Genomic DNA, 19,366 nt, shown 5'->3' on the forward strand with positions numbered 1-19,366 from the left:
TAACGTTTTGGACAGGGTAGTGATGGATGACTCATAATAGAAATGAATAGTTGAGATACGACCCATTTAAAAGGCTCATGAATTATGGATACGGATTTACTTCGCGCCTTTGTCACCGTGGCGGAATGCCAAGGGTTTAGCGCCGCCGGTAAGGTGTTGCATCGAACCCAATCGGCGATGAGCCTGCAAATAAAGCGCCTTGAGGATCAGATGCGGCAGTCACTCTTTGAGCGCACTAGCCGTAGCGTGTTGCTAACGGCCGCCGGAGAGCGTTTGCTGCCCTACGCACGCCACATACTCAAGTTAGAAGATGAAGCCAAAGACTTACTTAAAGGAGGGACACATGGCGAAATCATTCGACTAGGCACCTCTGAAGAACAAGCGGCTACCTACTTGCCAGATCTGCTGCCCCGCTTTTCGGCACAGTTTCCCCATATTCAGTTAGAGGTACAGTGTGATATCAGCGACGCGCTGGTGAAGCGCTTTCAGGAAGGGTTGTTGGATGTCGTGCTGTCGGTTAGACATAAGCCCACTCAATCAGGGCAACTACTCGGTTGGGAGCCAATGGTGTGGGTGATTGCTGAACATGTACCGTTGGCGCAATGGCCAATACTTCCATTGGCCTTAAACCCTGAAGGCTGCATTTTTCGTGCGCATGCGTTGTCAGCACTCGGACGTGAGGAAAAACCCTGGGAGCTTCGCTACATTAGCCAATCCCCGACCGGCATTAATGTCCCTGTGCAAAATGGGCTTGCGCTAACCGTTAAGACACCGCGCAGTGTTCCGCCAGGTTGTCGTATCGTGACAGAAGCCGATGGATTACCTGATCTTGGGCATGTGGAAATAGAGCTTCACCAGCGCCCTGGCCATTCCAGTGAAGCCTTTCAAGCATTTTGCCAAGCGCTAGAAGCAGCAGTTACTGACCATAATGGCATTGAATGCCTACATTTAGGCGCGTAGTAAACTTGTTTATATTTCCAGCGTACCCCACCGTTCAGCCCTATTATTTTCATCATACATTTTCGAGCCATTGTTATGGCATTTGTGCGAAGTCGGCGGAAGAAAAGCTAGGTTTTGTACAAAAAGTTGGCTCGCAAGCAACGGTCGATGCACGCAACGCATACCATCGCTCTAAAGCTACTGGCTAATTTTTCATAGCGTGTGGCGATTCGGTGTAACTCTTTCAGCCAACCAAAGCAGCGTCCTACCGCATTGCGTTGCCGATATTTGTTTATCAAACCGCCTTGGTAATCCAGGACGGGCTCTTCGATGCATATTACGCTGAGCTATCACGGGCTTCATACCGTGTCTGTCACAATAGCGGCGTAGCTCATCGCTGTCATAACCTTTATCCGCCACTATGTAACGACTACGCTTACGGGGCCGACCCGTTCTACCTGGCAGGTGGATTCTTTCTAAGGTAGAGATGAAGTGGCGAGACTCTGACTGTTGGCCGGGTGACAAAGTGAAGGTCATCAGATATCTCGTAATGTCCGACCATCGTTTTCCCCTATGCGGCTATTGCATAGGAAAAGTTAGCAGATAAGACTTTTCGTACAAAGCCTAGGAACGTTCGTACAGCACTAGATCAACTGGATTTACGTGGGCTACCCATTCGCCTGAATAAGCTACTGGATGCCCTTGCCCTGGAAGAATGTGAGCAGCACGGTAATCGTCACTCCATCGGCTTTATTTGAGCTAAGAACCGAACGAAAACGTGCAAGAGATACACTACGCATCCATGGTGTAAATGAATAGATTATCCTTAATCAACTCCCAACGCCTTCACGACTGCGTCGATTGGCTCTGCATAGAAGCTGGTCTGAAATTTGGTAAATAGCTCGCCGGGGATGGTGGAAATATCCATGGCGCTGCTCATCGGCAGGGTGACTCGCTTACCGCCGGCATCGAAGGCGACCTGCAGGCACTCTGCAAGGTTTTGAACGGGCTTTAAGCTTCCGCCCAGACTCATATCGCCTAGCACCACCATTTGGCTTTGCGTCGGCTTGCTGACAAGGCCTGATGAAAACGCCACCAAACTAGCTAGTGAGAGATCACGAAGAACACCACTATTTTGCAGGTCGACCACATGGAGGTGGAAATCATGCTCCATGACCTTGCGGGCACCGCTAATGCGGCTAGCGTTGGCCTTGAAGTAATCAAAAGCCATTTTGACTTGCTCTTTGGCTCCTGTGGAATTCCATAGTCCCGACATCGCCAGCTTGCCGCTGCCTGCGGTTACCTGCATTTCGATGCGGTAAACACCTGGCATACCCTTGTCGCTTAGGCCAATAGTATGCACCACGCCCGGCTTGCCTTGGCCTTCTGGAATCAGACCACCGCCGCCCTGCTCTTTCACTGAAACAAAGTGCTCTTCCAGGGTCTCCTTGTCGATGTAGCTGAAATGGACATCGTAAAACTCCATGCCACCAATTTTTTTCAGCTGCTCTTTCACCCGGCGTCGCACTTGCATGGCGTATTCCAGGCACTTCTTCACCTCTTCTTTCGCATACTCACCATGCGGGAACATCAGTTTAAGCAGTCCAGAAACCGTTTTGCGAACCGCGATCACGTCACGCTGATTGAGGTTGTCACCCAGGGAGAAATAGCGATCAATCGCATCGGCGAAACTGCGCTTGCGCATTTCGCGAAAAAATTCAGCCAGATAATCGACGATAAATCCATAGCGCTGGGTGAAGAACGATGGCCGCATCTTGGGAATTTCCCAGCCGGGAATGTATGCATGGAAGCGATCAAAAAACGCCGCATCGATCATCACATCAGGGAATGGCGTCAACAGATGGCTGGTTTTCACCATCGACTCAACGCTCTGATTGATGTTGCCTATAAACACCATCGAGGCCGATGCCTCCATCTGCTCACGCCCACGGGCAAACGAACCAGACGCCATATAATCCTTCATGATCTGCACCCCGTCATTATCCTTGAACGAGATACCCGCTACTTCATCAAACGCCACCAAGTCCCACATGCCGACTAAACCAATGCGCCGCGAGCTCATGTTGTAGAACAAATTAGCTACCGTGGTCTGCCCGCCGGAGACCAGAATGCTGTTGGGCGAGCACTCCTTATAGATATGGCTTTTGCCGGTACCGCGTGGCCCTAGCTCACAAACGTTATAGTTGTTTTCGACAAACGGGATCATCCTGGCGAGCAAGTGCCACTGCACGCTCTCGTCTAGCTCAGCGGGTTCCATGCCAATCGAGCGGATCAATACTTCACGCCATTGTGAATTGGTGAACCCACGCCGCCCTACAAATAGCTCGTCCATATTCATGTGTGGCATTTGAATCGGCTTGAGCAGGCTGACGCCGAATGGTGATGTTGTCTGCCCCTCTTCATGGAAGTAGCTTAGCGTTGCAATTACCCAAATACCGCCCACTAGCAGCTTTTCGTTCTCTTTTACGATGCCTGCAGAGATCTCAGCATCTTTGATGCCTAAGTTGCTAAACGCTGCTTCATAGCGGTCTTTCTTCTCGTTCAGTCGCACCGTTACACGATCAATGACCTTGAAGCTGCCCCGCTCCCGAACGATGGACTTCACCTTCTCCGCTTCATCAGGCCGAACGTAGTTATTGGTCAAAATCGCTTTGACGTTTTCCAGGCCTTTCGCAATTACCTCCGCATCATCAGACGCGCAGTACATACCCAGCAGGTACTCCAGCACGTACACCGGCACGTTGGCGCCCTCTTTCACTCGCTGGGTAAGGTCTTTGCGCACCACGCGGCCAGCAAAGTGAGTGTTGAGTAGCGTGTCGAGATCATATTGCGATTCGTTGTCCATAAGAAAAATTCCATTATTTTGTCAGTACACGCTACTATCCAACAGAGTTGGCCCACACTCGTCCATTGGACATCTTGTTCAAGTAACTTAGCCCATTAGCTCGCTGTGACGAACCAAAAGGAAAATAAGATAGTATGTAGAAAGCAAACTCCGGCGTTACCCAGTAGCTTTCAGCATTCCAGTCATAGTTTGAGAGAACATCATCTCGACCTAAATCTCTATACACTTGTGCAGCCAAAAGCATATAGTTCACAAAGTCAGAGGGAGTGCTTTCTTCTTGTGATGTAGCCTCTTTCCAAAGTTCAAGCGTATTGATCGATTTTTTCTGCACAGGATGATCAGGCATATTTGCAAATTTTTGATTCAGCTTCTCTCTTTCAACTTCTTGCCCTCTAAGTAAGCCTTTATTAAAGACTTGGTGCCTAATATCTTCGCTCTCATTACTCTGTACACCTAACGTATATGCTTGCGTCACAATATTTTCTTCAATTTTATTTACCACTAAATTGAAGAACTTAATTGATATCCATGAAGCATATACGACTGACAACCACTGCGAAAAAAACAGTCCTGGTCTACTACCAAACTTTCTTTCAAGATGCTTAGCTTCTGCCTCATATTCAGGGAAATGTATCAAAAACTCTTCTGGCCCTTTAGCTCTTTCACCAGATGAAGATTTGTGCAAGGCGTGTGCGTTATAAAAGCCGTTATCATTACAACTGACTTGCACCCCATTAATATTGACGCCCATGTTATCTTTAGCTAACTGCATACATACCCTTGTTTCAAAAGAAATCATCCGTAAACGCCAAGTCAATCACTACCCGGTAGCGCTCTCGCTCGGTGCCTAAGTCTTTATCGCGTAGCACCAGGAAATAGTCATTTTTACGGTCAAACGATGTACCCGAGAGCGAAAGGCGTACCGACTTCATGCGCTCGTTCATTTTGTCGCTGGCGCTATCGAAGGTGATTACCTCTTCACTGGAGACCACGTTACTGCCTTCATAAATCGCGACTGAAAGGGTGACAGGCCGCAAGCGTTCACTCACCGCTTCGGTTTGCAGCAGGTCGAAGCGCTGAATGTTATTGACCATCTTCAACGATGCCTTCGGTGAGATTACTTCGACCTTGCGGGTACTGCGTTTCTCGGCTTTTTCGCCACGCAGCTGCTGTATCGTGAGCACCGGCACAACGATTTCTTGGGGCATGATGCCACCATGCACAAAGCGCGCCCCGCCGACAAAGTGAAAACGGTGTGCGCCTTTGGGTATCCAGAACTGGGTGTCGCAGGCGGTGCCTGCCGTATCGCGGGTATGGCCGTGCCACACGCTGGGGTTGTCGGGCAGCGACTCGCCCAGCACATAGCGCTTTTTGCTTTTGAAGGCCGACGTTGGCTTGTCTGACAGCGCCGTGCGGTCGGTAGCATCCAGCGCACTGCGCTGGAACAGAAAACCGTGGTCGGCGGTGACCAGCACCGTGCTGGTGTTCAGGTGCATGAGAATTTTACGGGTCAGCTGATCCAGCTCATCAATGGCATCCTCCACCGCTGCGAACGTCTCGCTTTCAGTGTTAGCGGCATCCCCACGGGCATCCACCACGTTGTGGTAAACGTACATCAGCTGCACGCCTTTGATCTTTTCGCGCCCCTCTTCACGGCTCCAGCCTTTTACGTCCTCGGCGGTGACGGCTAACGCCTCCCCGCCTAGCGCGGCTTTAAGTAACTTGCTGCGGTTCGCCGTGCCTTGGGTGGATTGGCCATTCACCAGCACCGTATCGCTGCCCGGCTGATAGCTGAGCTCTCGGTGCGGTAACAGCGAGGCCATCCCCAGCGTGGTGTAGCTAGGCACCACACCTAACTGGCTTTTTAACGTCGCTTCACTGTAGCGCTTAGCATTAATGCGCTCACGCAGCTCTTCCGCCGCCTCATAGCGGAAAGCATCACTAATCACCACCACCACACGCTTTTGGCGGCTAGCGGCTAGCTGGGGCTGCACCCAGTCACGGTAGAAATGCTGCTGGCTGGGGATATTGGGTAGCTTCCAGTGGGTGAGCCGCTGCTCGGCTTCTACCCGCTCGCTCCAGTTACGGGTGAGCTGGCCCAGGAACCACTCGTCATAACAGCGCTCAACGGCGGCATCCAGGTTTTTTAGCAGCTCAACGCCAGTGGCATCAGACGCCACGGCATAATGGCGATAGGCGGTATCAAAACGGTAGAGGTCTGTTTGGTACGCGTGATAAAGCGCTTCAACGCTCTCGTAATGAAAGCCTTTGGCATGCTGATGACGCAGGCTAAACAGCGCAATCGCCGCGGTAAGCGCGGCGTACAGCTGACGATAGCGCTCGCGGCGGGCATCGTTTTTATGCCGAGATGCCCAGTAGCCGTCCAGGCGCGCCACAATGATGCTGTCGAACAGCTTCAGGTCGCGGGCATCCGCCGAGGGAATCGCCTGGCAGAGATCGACAATGATCTGCTTCTCCACGACCTCAAACGTCGCCACATGGCTTAGCTGCTCTAGCGGCACACCCTGCAGCTTGTCATCAATGCGCTGGGCATCCGCCACCCAACCGGAGATCACATCGAACGCGGGGTAAAAGCGCGAGCTATCCCGCCAGCGAGTGAGCAGCGCCCGCGAAGATGCACGCGCATTAACAGAGGGAATGGCCACCTGACGCGCCCAGTCAGGAATATCAGAAATGCTCTCGCAGTAGCCGGTAATCAATAACCGCAGCATTAGCTGGCCGAAGTTAAGCGGCGCTTCGCCGCTAAGCTCTGCTTGACTGGCGGGGTAACCCACTTCGGCTTGCAGGGCGTGCACCAGCGCAGGCACCAAGGCGTACTTTTCCGCTTCAATCAACGCCGCTGGGTTCGTCTCTAACCCCAGCTCATTGGCCACCGCTTCTTCAGCCAGATGAAACAGCAGCGTGGCAACATCGAGGGACGTTGCCCCGACCACCACGGCCAGCATCGCCAAATCCAGCTCATCTTCACTGAGGGAAGGCGTAACCAAACGCTTCAGGGCCTCAATACGTTTGCGGCTGGCTAAAAACGCCTGCCGCTGCGCCAAGTGCTCGCGCAGCACATGGCGTGTTAGGCCCAGCTCGTTGAAAATCATCGAAACGCGGTCGGCGTAGAAGCGGCCAGAGTACAGCTTGATATCCAACAGCCAGTCATCTTCTGGGGCTGGCTCGGCGTAGGGAAAGTAGAGCAACGTGGGCATTTCCGGCTCCTCCAGCTCCAGGCGTAGCTTCACGCCCAGGGTGGACTCCCCCGCCATATTGATCACCTGAACGCCTTCCAGCCCAAGCTCGCTAAGCGAATCCGCAAAGTGGCCAGGGGCGTCGTACCAGAAAACAATCCGATGTTGGTCGGTGAAGAAGGCGTGTTGTAAGCCCTGCTGGAGTTGGTCGAGCTGCATCTAGCCTCCTTGCCCAATAAACATAAAACTTGCTGCCAATCACACTGCCATTTCATGGATAGCGACGTGTGCTTAGACTCTAAAACCTAGACTCTAAAATGTTATCACGTTCAGGTCAGTAAAGACGGCAGCGCTGCCTAGCCACTCACTGCGCTGCCCCCAAGATAGATCAGTCATTTTTTATCAGGTTCAGCATATTGGCAGGCGCGATAAAAACGTCTTTTTTACCGACTTTGTATTTTTTCAGCAGATGGTACTCATCTGATAGCGCTAATAAGTCGGTTCGCGCGGTCTGGTAAGCAATCCCATGAGAATTCTGGTGAGATTTGATGGTGTACTCCATCCCGGGGTTATCCAGCGCATTTTTTAAAAGCCCCAGTTGGCGATGATTGAGCAAGCCATTGAGCTTTGATTTCTTGAGGATTTTTTCAGCCTCTCTGTACTCACCGGCTTTATCAGTAAGATAGCCATGTAGATCAGCAATCGATTTTTTAATGACTTCAAGCTGATGAATAATGAAATATGTAACGTCATTGCCATCCGTTTCTGTATGCAGATAAGCCGCCATGTATTGTGCGGGTGCCTGCTTCAACACCCGTGAGATGGAGATATACTCCATCAGCCAATACCCTTCCTTGGCCATAATCCAATAGAAAAGCGCGCGCGCGGTTCTGCCGTTTCCATCAACAAAGGGGTGGTCATACCCAATCATGAAGTGGACAACGATGGCCTTGATAACAGGCGGTATAAAGCTAGCCTCGCTCTCATTTTCCGCATTAACAAAGTCACATAGCTGCTGAATACGGCCATCAAGCTCTTTATAGGATGGCGGCGTATGTAACAACTTGTCATCAAGTGAGTACACCCTTATATCTTCATCCCGCCCTCGAAAAACACCCGCTTTATCAGCGTCTTCTATAGGTAACGTATCTTCAGTCACAATCTTATGCAATTCGCATATCATTGACTTCGTGAGCGTTTCATCCTTGTACTCACGAATAAAACGCATGGCATTATAGTTGTTAAGAATCATTTTTTCAGAATGATCTTTGGGTGTTCTTCCCGAACGTAGCATGTCCTTGGCCACCTGGCGGGTGGTTGAAGCCCCTTCCAGTTGGCTGGAATTAATAGCTTCTTCAATCAGCGAGTTGATCAGGTAGGTTTGCTTTGTTTGCGGATCTGAGATCCGGCTGTCCGCTTTGATAGCGCCCGTTGCGTTCTCACTGATCCAGAGAATGTCACGCATCACGGTATCCGGTATGCAAAACCGAAAGGGTGCCCCCTGCTTATCTTTAAAAGGCAGATCCCTGGAAATTTTCTCCCGCGCGTTGCGCATGGCCAGCCAGTAAAGTTCAGCGTCATAGCCTTCCGGCATGGCCAAGTGCCTAAGCTTGTCCCAGTGTAGGTAACGGCCTTTACTGTCCGTCGGCCCAACAGCCTGACCAAAGAGCAACGCCATTTTAGCGACATCACCACTTTTGAGCAGCTCAAGCAGCCTTTCCTGAGGTGGTGGAGAGACAGGCACCTTCATCACATTGCTCCAACTACTAATTTATTTAATATTAGTATATGAGCGACGACCAGGATTTTCTACTAATCATATAAAAATTAGTAGCAATGGAACAGTACATTGACCCTGGAACTAGCACAATAGCGCTCGCCACGGCTGCTCGCCTATCCACATAGCGGCGGGAGAACGGCTTGCTTCGCTTCAGGGTTGGCGTTCAATTTCCAGCGCTGACTCATCCCCGCAGTGAATAAAAAAGCGCCCTTTGGCAATACGCGAGGATGAAAGCTTAAACCAGCCCCGGCCAGATTTCTCATCGCCCTCATCATTACCCGACCAGCTGAAATCGATACGTTTTCCACCCTCTGATACGCGGTAATCAATCTGGCCTTCAACGGCACCGAAGACAAAAAATCCAAGGCCATTGTCATCGAACCGGAAGTGCCCCGGCTCGATCAAATCGACAAAGTCCTGATCCCACATTTCCATCCAGGTGATACGCCAGCGGCCGATGGGGTTAGTCATAGTGGCTCCTTAACGTCAGCGCATTATTGATTGATTTCATCCACGATGATGTCGTGTTCGATAGCATCCTCAATCGCAGAATCAAGTCGCTCAAGCAAATCCTCAAAGGACTCGCCAGGCCGCCTAGCTAACATCGCAAGACAATTAGATTCATCACAGGCAGAGGCACCACATCGAACCGGCCCTATTCGACCGACGGTGATTTCACCCTCGTTATCAATAAGCTCTTTGATATTGTTTAGTTTCATTAACAAGGCCCCAATTTATTTATTAAGCCCAAGCTTGTCCAAAATAGGTCGAAGGTCTTCCGCTTGGGGAAGTGTTCGAATGATCGAAAATTGCCGTTCCTCTGCGTTCTTTTGGCCCAACAGTTGATTCAACGCTGGATTCACTACTGTTTTATAGAACTCCTTCCCATGCACATGCAGCGTCAGCTTTTCGTCATCCGATTTCTCTGCCACCACATTCAACCGATTCAAATAACGATCCCAAATATCATTCGGATTCAGAAACTGGTGCCACTCATGGAGAATTCGTTTTATCTCAGCGTCATCTTCAGCAATATCAACCGCCAACAGCTTTTCCTTAAAGCCAAGCGAGCGAAGCCCCTCCCACAGAGGGTTCACAACAGACCAAAGCACACCATGCCTAACCCACCGATCCAGATCCTCCAGAATCTTATCCTGCAACGCCTGGTGCCCACCGGGAATCTTTGCCTTTTGTTTAGGGGGTAGCGCCTCCCAAAGCTCAGAAGGAACAATGAGGTAGTTTTCAAGGCAGTATCTAGGCAATACAGCTAGGTTTTGCAGCTCGGCTTCAAGCTGTAAGATTTTTTCGTCGGCCCATTCATCTCGGTCTACTATCCCGAACCATGCTGGCTCTCGGCGAACCATTTCAAGTACGGCGGACTTCTTTCCTGCCTCCGCTAACACCCAGCCAGAACTAAAGCTTGGCGCGAGCTTTGTCAGCATCAACTCGAATGCGTCAACGTCATCACTGCCTTCAACAACCAAAACCCGTCGCTCACTATTACCGACCTTCTGCTCCTTGATCTCACGGATCTTCTTATTGATTCCTTTCATCCCTAACCCCGGCCGGTTTTGAGTTCAACGCGAATGCCTGAGGTTTCGTAGCGCCGCCAGATATCCACAGAGTGAGAGGTGATGATGAGTTGGGCCTCAAGCTCTTGTGCCGTTCTTTCCAATACATCCAGCAACGGATCAACCAATGAGGGATGCAGGTACAAGTCCGGCTCATCAATCAACACAACACCACCGGGCTGCAGCCAGCGCAACATCAGGAAAAGCAGAATCAACACTTGGTGCTCACCGGCACTGAGCTCATCAATACCATGATGCACACCCCGTTCGCCCTTAATCCGCACTCTTAAACGGCCCTCGCCGGGTTTAATATCGGGGTCTATTTCCTTGCCTACCAAAAACTGGTTAAGGCCACGAATCACTTCATGGTACTTGTGCAGTTGGGTGGTTTTTAGGTTGATCAGTGAGGCCTCAAGCTGGCCTTTCCAGTCATCTGTTACCACATACTTGGTCAACCACCGCTGAGTCATAACATCGGGTAATGGCTCAGCAATATTTCGCTTGGGCGTCACCCAACGCCGTTCCTCCGCATCCAGATACATCATGTTAGGAGCTGCAATCTTTTCCGATGACAGAATCAGTTTTTTGCGCTTTTGCGACCACTCATCAACCCAGGGCTCTTTAGGTAGGTACAGCGACCTTTTCGGCTGCCCAGGCTTCCCGGATCGCTCGACCGCCTCACCCACCCAGAATATATCCGGCATTTGAGCCTTTAATTGCTCACACCACGACATGGAACCGAATATCAGGCCTACCTTGACCTCTGGTTTGCCTGTTACATCTTCCATACCATCCAATATGAGCGCTATGCCACCCCAACGCTGAAGCCACTGCTTCGCCTCATGCTTTTGCGGCAATGCCTTACGCTGATCAAGCCAATACCCAAGCGCGACCCAAAGCATTGCACACCCACGTATTAGCGTAGATTTGCCGCAACCGTTCGGCCCAGTGAGCAAAACCTTGGTCTCAATTTCTTCAGTCCAGTCGTTTTCAAATGAAATTGCGCCATCGGCCAGTGGCCCAACTTGGTTAGTGAAAACTCTGCCAATTCTCATAACTAGCGCTCCAATGTTGTACCTGTCACAGTTTTCACTTCCGCTAACAGGTCTTAAATTCTCCATGATTCAACTTCATGCCGAGGGACGATTGCCCCGCCATTATGATTACCTGAAAGCCGCCAAGCGCAAGCTCACTCAGCGGTTCGGCAAAGTGGCCGAGGGCGTCATACCAGAAGACAATCCGATCGTGGTCGGTGAAGAAGGCGTGTTTTGAGCCTTGCAGGAGTTGATTTAGGTTCATACTTGGTCACCACCTGAAGCGAGTCGATTTTTCTTGTCGCAAATTCTATGAAAAAACAACAACGTTTCAACTAATGACATTAATGTTTCAGCTGCCAGCTCACTTGCAAAACTATCAAACTCTTCATCTTTATAAGCATGATGAGCAAAATAATTCCTAGCACACACAAATTTCAATATTGACTTAAAAAAAAGACAATCTCTTTTCGACCATTTTTTAAAGCCAATAGAGTCTATTTCCGAAAAAATGTCTTCTGGTCGAGAATCAAGTCTTGTGCTTTTTGATTTAGATTTTACTGTTTTTAGAATTTCCCCGTCTTCTTCTCCAATATAGTCTCCTATACGGAATAAAATTTTTGATAAATTACCATCAGCATCATAGTCATTTAAACCCTTAAAACTTACTCTCAGCATCTCTCTGATAACTATTTCAGTCCTAACCGAAGCAACAATAAGGCAATCTACGATTCTTGAGTGAGAAAAATCAACTTCCCCATCCCACTTCATTTTTTCATGTAAGTCGTATAGAGATCTTACCCAAGGATAAAAGCCTTGTATTTTAGAAAAACTTTCAAAAATTTTTGAATTACACCCATAACCCAAAGGCTTAACTCTCTTGCAATATAAATCAAGATTCTTCTCAAAGAAAATTTTAAATTTATAGTCTTCAAAGTAGACAACTTCATGCAACTGTGCCCATTCACAAGAGTGACGGCCATAAGAAAATTGTTCGAACAAACTATATTTATCAACTCCAAAAACACACAGCTGTTCAAAAACGAGATATGTGTCTTTCCTCAAGACCTCAAGGCCTTTAGCAACAACTGTACAGCCTATATTGTCAACCAAATTACTCCACTCTTTATACAAGCAAAGCAATTTTTTAAGATCATTAATCAAAACTCCTTGATCAACTTCTCTATACTTTCCAAGTTCTGAAATAATATCTTCGTACGTAGCATTGATATTAGAAAACTGCTCTACGGCAATAGCCGTTCTATACCACGAAACTCTTTCTAACGAATCGCCATATCGCTCACAGAACTCTTCGACGCTAGATTTTATTATCTCCTTTGCTCTCTTCACACCCTCTTGTTGAGATAGGTGTAATTCAATATTATTAATTTTATGGATAGAACTAGCTAGTGCCATCCCCTGCCAATAAGAAAAATAAAACTCTCCAGCTTTATAGTGCCTACCATTTGGATGCTGAAAAGAGATATACTTCAGAGGCAAGTTTGCTCTATACCTTTCCACAAAATCGCTTTTCAATTCGTCATAAGGATGAATAATATCTTCAATATTATCAATGCTCGACAACACAGCCTCGTAGCTATATAGCCCAGCTATCTCCTCATATTCTTCGTCAGAATTTTGCCTTGGACAGCATGGAAAATTAAGCCAGCTTTCAAAGTAATAGCAAGGCAAATTAACTACAAGATTTGGCGTCATGCAACCACTAGAAACCAAATCTACCAAGGTAATGTTATAAGGCAGCTTCTTAATACCCAATTTATCAGCAAGAAAACGGCCAAAACGCCCCTCGCAAAACTTGTTCACGTTAGCTACTGGAAGGCTTATGCCTAGATACCGACTGTAAACCTCATCTGTGCTATAACGAATGCGCCTCTGCAAAGAAGGATGGCTCTCTGTTGAACTATTCATTTACTTACCCACCACTTGCTTCACTTCCGCCAACAAATCCCCAAACTTGCCATAGTTCACCTTCACGCCGTCATCCAGATCCAGCGAGATACGCTGGTCGGCATAGTGGCGTAGCTTCTCATCGAAGGTGTTGAGTTCGGCTTGCTGCTTGTAGAGCTTGCTCAGCTCTTTTTCGATACTCTTGGCTTCAGCGGCGGAGGTGCTGGCTTCTTTGTCTTGTTCTAGCTTTTCCACGTAGCTGGCGAGCTTGGTGGTGAGCGGGATGACGTAGTCGGTGCGCATCTCGGCGAGGGTGCTTTCGTTGTAGCGGTGCAGGTAGACCAGGCACTCGAAGGCTTTCTGTTTGCCGGAGGAGAACAGCCAGTAAATGGGGCGCTTTTTGTAGGTACGCAGGTGGTCTTTGAAGAACTGGGTGCTCAGATAACGACGAATAGTTTCCAGTGCAGCTTCGCCCTTCTTGGGCTTGATGGCGTGCAGGCAAAGGCTTTCGGCGACGAAGTCGAGGTTTTCTTGCAAATGTTCCTCACCCCATACAGTACGCACAAAATCGCGGAAGCGGTTGGTGGCGTCGTCGGGGAACCATTCCTGGTCGGTGAGCGGGATGATGGCGTTGTTATCCGGGGCGAAGCTGGGTTCGGGGATCTGTGCGAGGTAGTCGCGGACGGTTTCGCCTTGGCTGGCGAGAATCAGGCCGGGCTTGTCCAGGGAGTAGCGGCCCATCATGCATCCAATTACATATGAAAGGAAGTCGACTGTATCTTCCGATTGCAGCCTGATTTCTCCATCTGAAGCTCCAAGCTTCCCTTCATATCGATAAAAGGGGCTTGAATGAAGAGTGACTTGGCTCGGGTATACCTCATGATCTATTTCATTTTCCAGATAAAGGAAGTCGGCATAAAGTTTATTGTTTTTTTCCTCCAGCAATTTAGTCCTGTGATACCAATCTTTGTGTAAATCCCTTATGTGGGCATATGCTTGATGAAGCAAGGAGTTATCATCGCCAAAGCCTTGAAGCAAGAAGTGGCAATCGAAGCTTCTAGAAGTTTCATATAAATCGTAGTCTTTTTTATTTATCAATATAAGCTCATCCACTATTTCTTTTACCAAATCATTCTCAAGAAACAGCGCTGGAAGAATTCTGAAATTCCCCACTCCAAAAGATAAGCTAGGGTTTATCATTTTGCATAGATATGTAACCAAACTGCTGTTGCAATAAGAAATAACCTGCTGGTAAGAGTGATTTTCTCGGCAGAATGCACTCATTCCTTTATAGTTGAACGTGAACCCTTCCGGGAAGTATCTGAACGAGGGCAAGCTTGATGTTATCTCCGACCAAGAAATGCTTTCTTTAAAATAGTATCCATCATCATGGACAACAAAATTTGGATTTCCATTTAGGTAGGGGTACTTCCTTATGACCTCTTGCTTTATTCTTTCCCCATCATTCTGCCAATCAACAATATATTCTTGATTTCCGTACCATCTTTTGAAAGCGCCGCCTTTATTATGAGGAAACCATCTTAGCTTGCTAGACTTGGCCTCTTCACTACTAGCGGCATCCCACTTTATGCTTTTATCAGGAACCTCCCACCAGTATCTGAGGAATCTATCATTGTCAGTTGTTAACATTCCTGCGGATGAGTCGCACACATCACCAAGAGACTTATTTTCTGCGAAAATTTCTCTAATTTTTCTTGGCGCCCAGTATGCCAAAGGGGAGCCAGGAATTAGCTTGAACTCTTCAGGTTTTACAAAATAAGACCACTCACATTTTGGGTCTTCTATAGCCTCCAGCATTTTAATTGGTTGTAGTTTTTCGCCGTAAAATTTAGTAAGCCCGATGTATGTTGCCCCGTAAGAAGGTATATGGCTTTTATTTACAGTATAAGCACAAATAGGAACGGCAGCTGAAGTCCAAATAGCATGGTATTCAGGATGCACTAACGAGCTAAGAGTGCACGTATCCAAAAACCTATTCCTAAGCGCCTCATATGACTTCAAAAACATCCATGTAAAGGGTGTCATAAGCCCCATATTGCCATTAGGATTAACAAATAAAAGATACCTTTCAGCACATACTGAGTACAGGTCTGATTTTGTCTCTTTGTAATGCTTTTTGGCAAACTTTTTTAATTCCGAAGTATGATATTTATGCCCCATATACGGCGGGTTCGCCACCACAGCATCATAACGCTGCGCCAATACCCAGGCCTGCTGCACAATCGGTCTTAACCTCTGGGCAGCGGTTTTTTGCAGGGTATCGCCGCTGGCGGTGAGGGCTTCCAGCTGTTCCAACAGGGCTTTTAGCGGCGCATCCAACTCGCTTGGCACTTCAATCAGGGAGCCGAAGGTCTTGGCATCCTGAAAGCGCTCGATCAGGTCAGCGATCAGTTGGTAGCTAGCGTCGTTGCTGGCAAGGTCTTGCTGCTCGCTCTCAAACAGGTGTTGAGACTGGCCCTGCTGGCTAGCACCGGTGAGGTTGAGGTCTTGCCAGAGGGTGTTGGCGTCCAGGTGCTGGCTGCTTTGCATGGCGAGCACGTTCAGGCGCACGCCGCTGTCGGCCAACCGGGTGAGGATGCGGCGGTCGTCTTCGCGGGCTTTCATCAGCAGGGCAAAGCCGGCCAGCTGGGCGGCGCGGTCGTCGATGTCCAGGCCGAAGAGGTTGTTTTCCAATATCTGCCTGGGGATGTCGCGGGTGCGGTAGCCGCGCTCGGCGTAGATGGCCTTGAGCACGTTATAGGCCTCGACCAGGATATGGCCAGAGCCGCAGGCGGGGTCGAGCACCTTGATGGTTTCGGGGTCGAGGCTGGCCGGAGTGATGGCATCCAGCTGGGCCTGCACTTCTGGCTCCTGCTCGGCGGGCTCGATGTAGTAAGGCATCTGGCCTTTGAGTGGCGAGCCTGGGTAAGTTTGCAGCCACTGGCGGCCTACCGAGTTTTGCACCAGGTATTGCACAATCCAGTTGGGGGTGAACAGCTGGGTGGCGGCGGGGATGTCTTCGCTTTTCACCACCTTACCGATCACCAGGTCTTTTTTCTCGCTGATGTAGAACTGGTAGAGCCAGCCGATGACTTCTACATCTTGCCAGTCCTCTTCGGGAATCGCCTCGACCAGCTCGCGGATGAGTGAGTCGGTTTTGGTCAGGTTGTTGGGCAGCAGCAGCTCGCTGGCGTCGTCCAGCGGCTCGAACAGGAACGGCATGGCCTCATGCAGGGCGTGGCATTGGGCCAGCAGGAGCTCGCGGTAGAGGGTTTCATCCTGGGTGCCATCGAGCTTGAGTTCGCGAACGCGGGCAGTATCCAGCCCGGGTAAAACCACCTCTAAGCATTCCTCCAGAATCTGAAACTGCCCGGCTTCGCCCACTGCCCCGCTTAAAACGCGGCGGCCATGGTCTAGGTAGCCGTGAATCTCCATATAGCGAATGGCGCACAGGCGGTTGAACCAGCTGTAGGCAGCCTGCTCTATCGCTTGGGTAAAGCCATCGCGCTGCACCCACGCGGCCAGCGCTTCCCGTGCGCCTTTCAGGTGGGCGGGCACGGTGTGGGTTTGGCCATCCTGGGCGGTCATCACCAACACATCGCCCTTGTGCTCCAGGGGGGCAATCACAGCACCGCCTTTGCCATCTGGGCTAATGCCCACCCGGGCCGCCTGGCGCGTCATGGTGTCGATAAAACGGGCACGGGCCTTGGGGGCGTATTTTTTGATGTTGGCGGTGTTCATGTTGGATCCTTGAGGGTGTCTTGCAAAAAGCGCTGGCCTTTAGGGGTTAGGCGGTACTGCTGAAGGCGGCTGTTGGGCTTCTCGGGCAGCGTCATTTCGATTAATTCAGCCTGAAGCGCAGGCGTTAGATAGTGTTGGCGAAAATGAGCACGATGCTTGAGCTGCAAGTGTTGACGTAGCTCGCCTGATGATAGCGGGCCATCGCTTAATATTTTCAGCAGCGGGAGCAGTGGTTCTATATTCTCAGACTGGGTCACTGACTGGGTCACTGACTGGGTCACTGATGTTGGATTTTCTATAGGAACCGGCGCTGCCAGCCGGATACTCAACCGCACACGGTTGGCAATTTCTTCAATATGCGGCTCTGGTAGCCCTTGGGTATGGGCTTCCGCGAAAATACGCTTTACACCGCTGCCCCACTGTTCAATTAGCCCAAGCTCACGAAATACGCGGGCAATCACCGGGTTGCGGATCATGGAAACGCCGCGTTTCATGTCTTCAATGGTCATGCCGGGCATCAGTAGCCCTGGGCTTTCAATCTCAATACGGTCATCAAAAAACGCAATGCGTATAGGGCTACCGCGTTGGGAGTAGTCGCTGTGTACCAAGGCGTTAATAATTGCTTCACGCAAGATGGTCAGCGGTATGCTCCACACATCGCGGCGGCGCATAGCCCCAAACTCTGCCTGCTTGAAGGCATGTTTTTTAAGAAACAGTTCGATGTCATCTACCGCTTGGGGTAGCGGCGCGTGGATATCTGCCTGATCGAAAATCTCAACCTTATCGGTGCCGCGAAAACGCCCGCACTGAATCCAGGCGTCTTCAAAGTGCCATTGGCGCTCGCGGCCAAACAGCAGAATGCCACCCACACTGGGTACTAGGCGGCCTTGATACGGCACCAGTAGCCGTAACGTGCGTAACGTGTTGTCATCAAGCGGCTGTTCGCTGCCGAAGGCATGCTGTATGGCGTTTTGGTCAAGGTCGTCACGGCTCAGCTCGGGCATGGGCTGAACATCAAACGTAGTGCCGCTCGCTTGGCGCTGCATTTCCTGAATGAGTGCCAACCCCGCCTGCCGATTACTGGACCCGAGCCGCACCAGCACACCTTTTTCTTCGCCTAGCGCCTTGAAAAAGTGTGGGCGCGCGCTACTCAAGAACACCTCAATACACACCAGGGTATGTTCACCCACGCTAACCAATTCAATATTGGGTAATAGCCGGGGGTGAATGGCATCCGCGATCATGCTGGTCAGGCGCTCTTCCATATCCAGCGGGTCATCCACACCTAGCACGGTGCCGTCGTCATCAACGCCAATGATCAGTTGGCCACCTGCGGTGTTGGCAAAAGCGACCAGGGTTTTCATCAGCGGCTTGGGCGATGACAGATCACGCTTGAACTCAAGCTGCTTGCCTTCTGGCTCACTGAGCCGCTGTTCAATGGTTGTGGCAGTCATGAGTGGCCTGTTGATTTTTTATATTGCTTTCCGTCTCACTGTCCCGCGTCCTGGAACACGCGACGGTAGCTTATTGTGGGCATTACTGCGCCAAGTGATGATTTACTCAGGGCAAACTATTCAGGGCGAAAAACGTCGATCTCCAGGCCATCGATATAGCGGTAATGGCGGTCATTGGCGGTGAGCAAAGGAACCCCTGCCTCCATCGCGGTGGCGGCAATCAGGGCATCGGCCATTTGCATGTTATGGCTGAGCGCATAGCTTTCGACCAGAAACATGGCACGCGAGGATATCCCCTCTTCCAGATGGCGGATGCTTGCTTGCCAGTAGATCAGTGCCTGACGTAGCTGCCTTAGCTCCTGCTTGTTGCGCATGCCCTGCACCAGTTCCATATAGGTGACGGCAGAGAGCCAGAAACCCGGCGCGTCATCCAGGCGCTGGGCGGCGGCGGGGTTGCCGCGCAGATTCCAGATCAGTACATCCGTGTCCACCAGCATCAGTCGGTGCCCTCGAAGGAGCGCGGCGCGCGCAAACGGCGGACTTGGGTGTCGATCTCCTGGGCGCTTGCCTCGCCCTGATCCGCCCAGAGGCCGAACGCCGGGTTGGGGGCCGAGCGCTTTTCAGGCGTGGCAGACGCCACCCCCACCAGGCGGGCACAGGGCTTGCCGTGAAAGGTGATCTCTACGGTCTCGCCACGCTGGGTAGCGGCAATCAAAGCTTTGGTTTGCAAGCGCAGCTGCTTGACGTTGGCATGCATGATGACTCACCTCTGCGGTATCGCTCAGACCCGACGCGGCTGAACGGGTTATTTTTAAAGTGTAACCTGCTCGTCGACACCCTGCCAACCGGGATGCTTAGGCTTGGCGTTAATCGTTG

Annotated in this window: 16 protein-coding genes and 1 pseudogene; 2 read left to right on the top strand and 15 right to left on the bottom strand. The window is 50.4% G+C overall.

Annotated elements, in window-relative coordinates; all coding sequences use genetic code 11:
- Positions 1-84: 84 nt before the first annotated feature.
- Positions 85-960, top strand: coding sequence for a LysR family transcriptional regulator (locus V8L70_RS05185; protein WP_035558489.1), 876 nt, complete (start codon positions 85-87; stop codon positions 958-960).
- 107 nt (positions 961-1,067) lie between these two features.
- Here V8L70_RS05185 and V8L70_RS22880 read toward each other — a convergent pair whose 3' ends face one another.
- The 10 genes and pseudogenes from V8L70_RS22880 to V8L70_RS05230 all read right to left on the bottom strand — a co-directional run bounded on the left by V8L70_RS22880 (position 1,068) and on the right by V8L70_RS05230 (position 11,408).
- The gene (locus tag V8L70_RS22880; protein WP_431313160.1) at positions 1,068-1,238 is read right to left on the bottom strand and encodes a transposase; all 171 of its coding nucleotides are present in this window, start codon (positions 1,236-1,238) and stop codon (positions 1,068-1,070) included.
- 25 nt (positions 1,239-1,263) lie between these two features.
- A pseudogene (locus V8L70_RS22885) lies at positions 1,264-1,476 on the bottom strand (transposase); the annotation flags it as partial.
- Between the two features lie 289 nt (positions 1,477-1,765).
- Complete coding sequence (brxL, locus tag V8L70_RS05195; protein ID WP_336269015.1) at positions 1,766-3,805, bottom strand: protease Lon-related BREX system protein BrxL; 2,040 nt, start codon at positions 3,803-3,805, stop codon at positions 1,766-1,768.
- 34 nt (positions 3,806-3,839) lie between these two features.
- Complete coding sequence (locus V8L70_RS05200) at positions 3,840-4,604, bottom strand: hypothetical protein (protein WP_157826559.1); 765 nt, start codon at positions 4,602-4,604, stop codon at positions 3,840-3,842.
- Positions 4,591-7,221: a BREX-1 system phosphatase PglZ type A gene (gene pglZ / locus V8L70_RS05205; RefSeq protein ID WP_101147216.1), complete on the bottom strand. Its 2,631-nt coding sequence runs from the start codon at positions 7,219-7,221 to the stop codon at positions 4,591-4,593. Before pglZ ends, V8L70_RS05200 begins: the two co-directional genes overlap by 14 nt.
- Before the next feature lie 169 nt (positions 7,222-7,390).
- Positions 7,391-8,752, bottom strand: a complete 1,362-nt coding sequence (locus V8L70_RS05210; protein ID WP_101147215.1) for a Fic family protein — start codon at positions 8,750-8,752, stop codon at positions 7,391-7,393.
- A gap of 180 nt (positions 8,753-8,932) precedes the next feature.
- Entirely contained in the window at positions 8,933-9,253 is a 321-nt protein-coding gene (locus V8L70_RS05215; protein WP_198556116.1) for a hypothetical protein, read from the bottom strand.
- A 23-nt stretch (positions 9,254-9,276) separates the two neighbouring features.
- On the bottom strand, positions 9,277-9,501 hold the full coding sequence (locus V8L70_RS05220; RefSeq protein ID WP_101147214.1) for a hypothetical protein: 225 nt from the start codon (positions 9,499-9,501) through the stop codon (positions 9,277-9,279).
- 15 nt (positions 9,502-9,516) lie between these two features.
- A complete protein-coding gene (locus tag V8L70_RS05225) occupies positions 9,517-10,335 on the bottom strand; it encodes a DUF4435 domain-containing protein (RefSeq protein ID WP_101147213.1) in 819 nt (272 codons plus the stop codon).
- 2 nt (positions 10,336-10,337) lie between these two features.
- Positions 10,338-11,408 carry an ATP-binding protein gene (locus V8L70_RS05230; protein WP_101147212.1) on the bottom strand — a complete coding sequence of 357 codons (1,071 nt, stop codon included), beginning with the start codon at positions 11,406-11,408 and terminating at the stop codon, positions 10,338-10,340.
- Between the two features lie 64 nt (positions 11,409-11,472).
- Here V8L70_RS05230 and V8L70_RS05235 point away from each other — a divergent pair, with 64 nt between their 5' ends.
- Positions 11,473-11,625: a hypothetical protein gene (locus V8L70_RS05235; RefSeq protein ID WP_157826558.1), complete on the top strand. Its 153-nt coding sequence runs from the start codon at positions 11,473-11,475 to the stop codon at positions 11,623-11,625.
- Positions 11,626-11,648: 23 nt separating this feature from the next.
- On the opposite strand, the gene V8L70_RS05240 is transcribed toward V8L70_RS05235, so the two are convergent.
- The 5 genes from V8L70_RS05240 to V8L70_RS05260 form a co-directional block, all read right to left on the bottom strand.
- Entirely contained in the window at positions 11,649-13,316 is a 1,668-nt protein-coding gene (locus tag V8L70_RS05240) for a hypothetical protein (RefSeq protein WP_101147210.1), read from the bottom strand.
- Positions 13,317-17,036, bottom strand: coding sequence for a BREX-1 system adenine-specific DNA-methyltransferase PglX (gene pglX, locus V8L70_RS05245; RefSeq protein ID WP_336269017.1), 3,720 nt, complete (start codon positions 17,034-17,036; stop codon positions 13,317-13,319).
- A complete protein-coding gene (locus V8L70_RS05250; protein ID WP_336269018.1) occupies positions 17,033-18,490 on the bottom strand; it encodes an ATP-binding protein in 1,458 nt (485 codons plus the stop codon). Before V8L70_RS05250 ends, pglX begins: the two co-directional genes overlap by 4 nt.
- 116 nt (positions 18,491-18,606) lie before the next feature.
- A complete protein-coding gene (locus V8L70_RS05255; RefSeq protein WP_101147207.1) occupies positions 18,607-18,987 on the bottom strand; it encodes a type II toxin-antitoxin system VapC family toxin in 381 nt (126 codons plus the stop codon).
- The gene (locus V8L70_RS05260; RefSeq protein WP_336269019.1) at positions 18,987-19,220 is read right to left on the bottom strand and encodes a type II toxin-antitoxin system Phd/YefM family antitoxin; all 234 of its coding nucleotides are present in this window, start codon (positions 19,218-19,220) and stop codon (positions 18,987-18,989) included. Before V8L70_RS05260 ends, V8L70_RS05255 begins: the two co-directional genes overlap by 1 nt.
- Positions 19,221-19,366: the final 146 nt, after the last annotated feature.

This window comes from Vreelandella arctica (assembly GCF_037070215.1).
Classification (GTDB): domain Bacteria; phylum Pseudomonadota; class Gammaproteobacteria; order Pseudomonadales; family Halomonadaceae; genus Vreelandella; species Vreelandella arctica.

Coding starts and splice junctions, on each gene's coding strand:
- V8L70_RS05185 (WP_035558489.1), top strand. CDS start 85: ATGGATACGGATTTACTTCGCGCCTTTGTCACCGTGGCGGAATGCCAA.
- brxL (WP_336269015.1), bottom strand. CDS start 3,805: ATGGACAACGAATCGCAATATGATCTCGACACGCTACTCAACACTCAC.
- V8L70_RS05200 (WP_157826559.1), bottom strand. CDS start 4,604: ATGATTTCTTTTGAAACAAGGGTATGTATGCAGTTAGCTAAAGATAAC.
- pglZ (WP_101147216.1), bottom strand. CDS start 7,221: ATGCAGCTCGACCAACTCCAGCAGGGCTTACAACACGCCTTCTTCACC.
- V8L70_RS05210 (WP_101147215.1), bottom strand. CDS start 8,752: ATGAAGGTGCCTGTCTCTCCACCACCTCAGGAAAGGCTGCTTGAGCTG.
- V8L70_RS05215 (WP_198556116.1), bottom strand. CDS start 9,253: ATGACTAACCCCATCGGCCGCTGGCGTATCACCTGGATGGAAATGTGG.
- V8L70_RS05220 (WP_101147214.1), bottom strand. CDS start 9,501: ATGAAACTAAACAATATCAAAGAGCTTATTGATAACGAGGGTGAAATC.
- V8L70_RS05225 (WP_101147213.1), bottom strand. CDS start 10,335: ATGAAAGGAATCAATAAGAAGATCCGTGAGATCAAGGAGCAGAAGGTC.
- V8L70_RS05230 (WP_101147212.1), bottom strand. CDS start 11,408: ATGAGAATTGGCAGAGTTTTCACTAACCAAGTTGGGCCACTGGCCGAT.
- V8L70_RS05235 (WP_157826558.1), top strand. CDS start 11,473: ATGATTCAACTTCATGCCGAGGGACGATTGCCCCGCCATTATGATTAC.
- V8L70_RS05240 (WP_101147210.1), bottom strand. CDS start 13,316: ATGAATAGTTCAACAGAGAGCCATCCTTCTTTGCAGAGGCGCATTCGT.
- pglX (WP_336269017.1), bottom strand. CDS start 17,036: ATGAACACCGCCAACATCAAAAAATACGCCCCCAAGGCCCGTGCCCGT.
- V8L70_RS05250 (WP_336269018.1), bottom strand. CDS start 18,490: ATGACTGCCACAACCATTGAACAGCGGCTCAGTGAGCCAGAAGGCAAG.
- V8L70_RS05255 (WP_101147207.1), bottom strand. CDS start 18,987: ATGCTGGTGGACACGGATGTACTGATCTGGAATCTGCGCGGCAACCCC.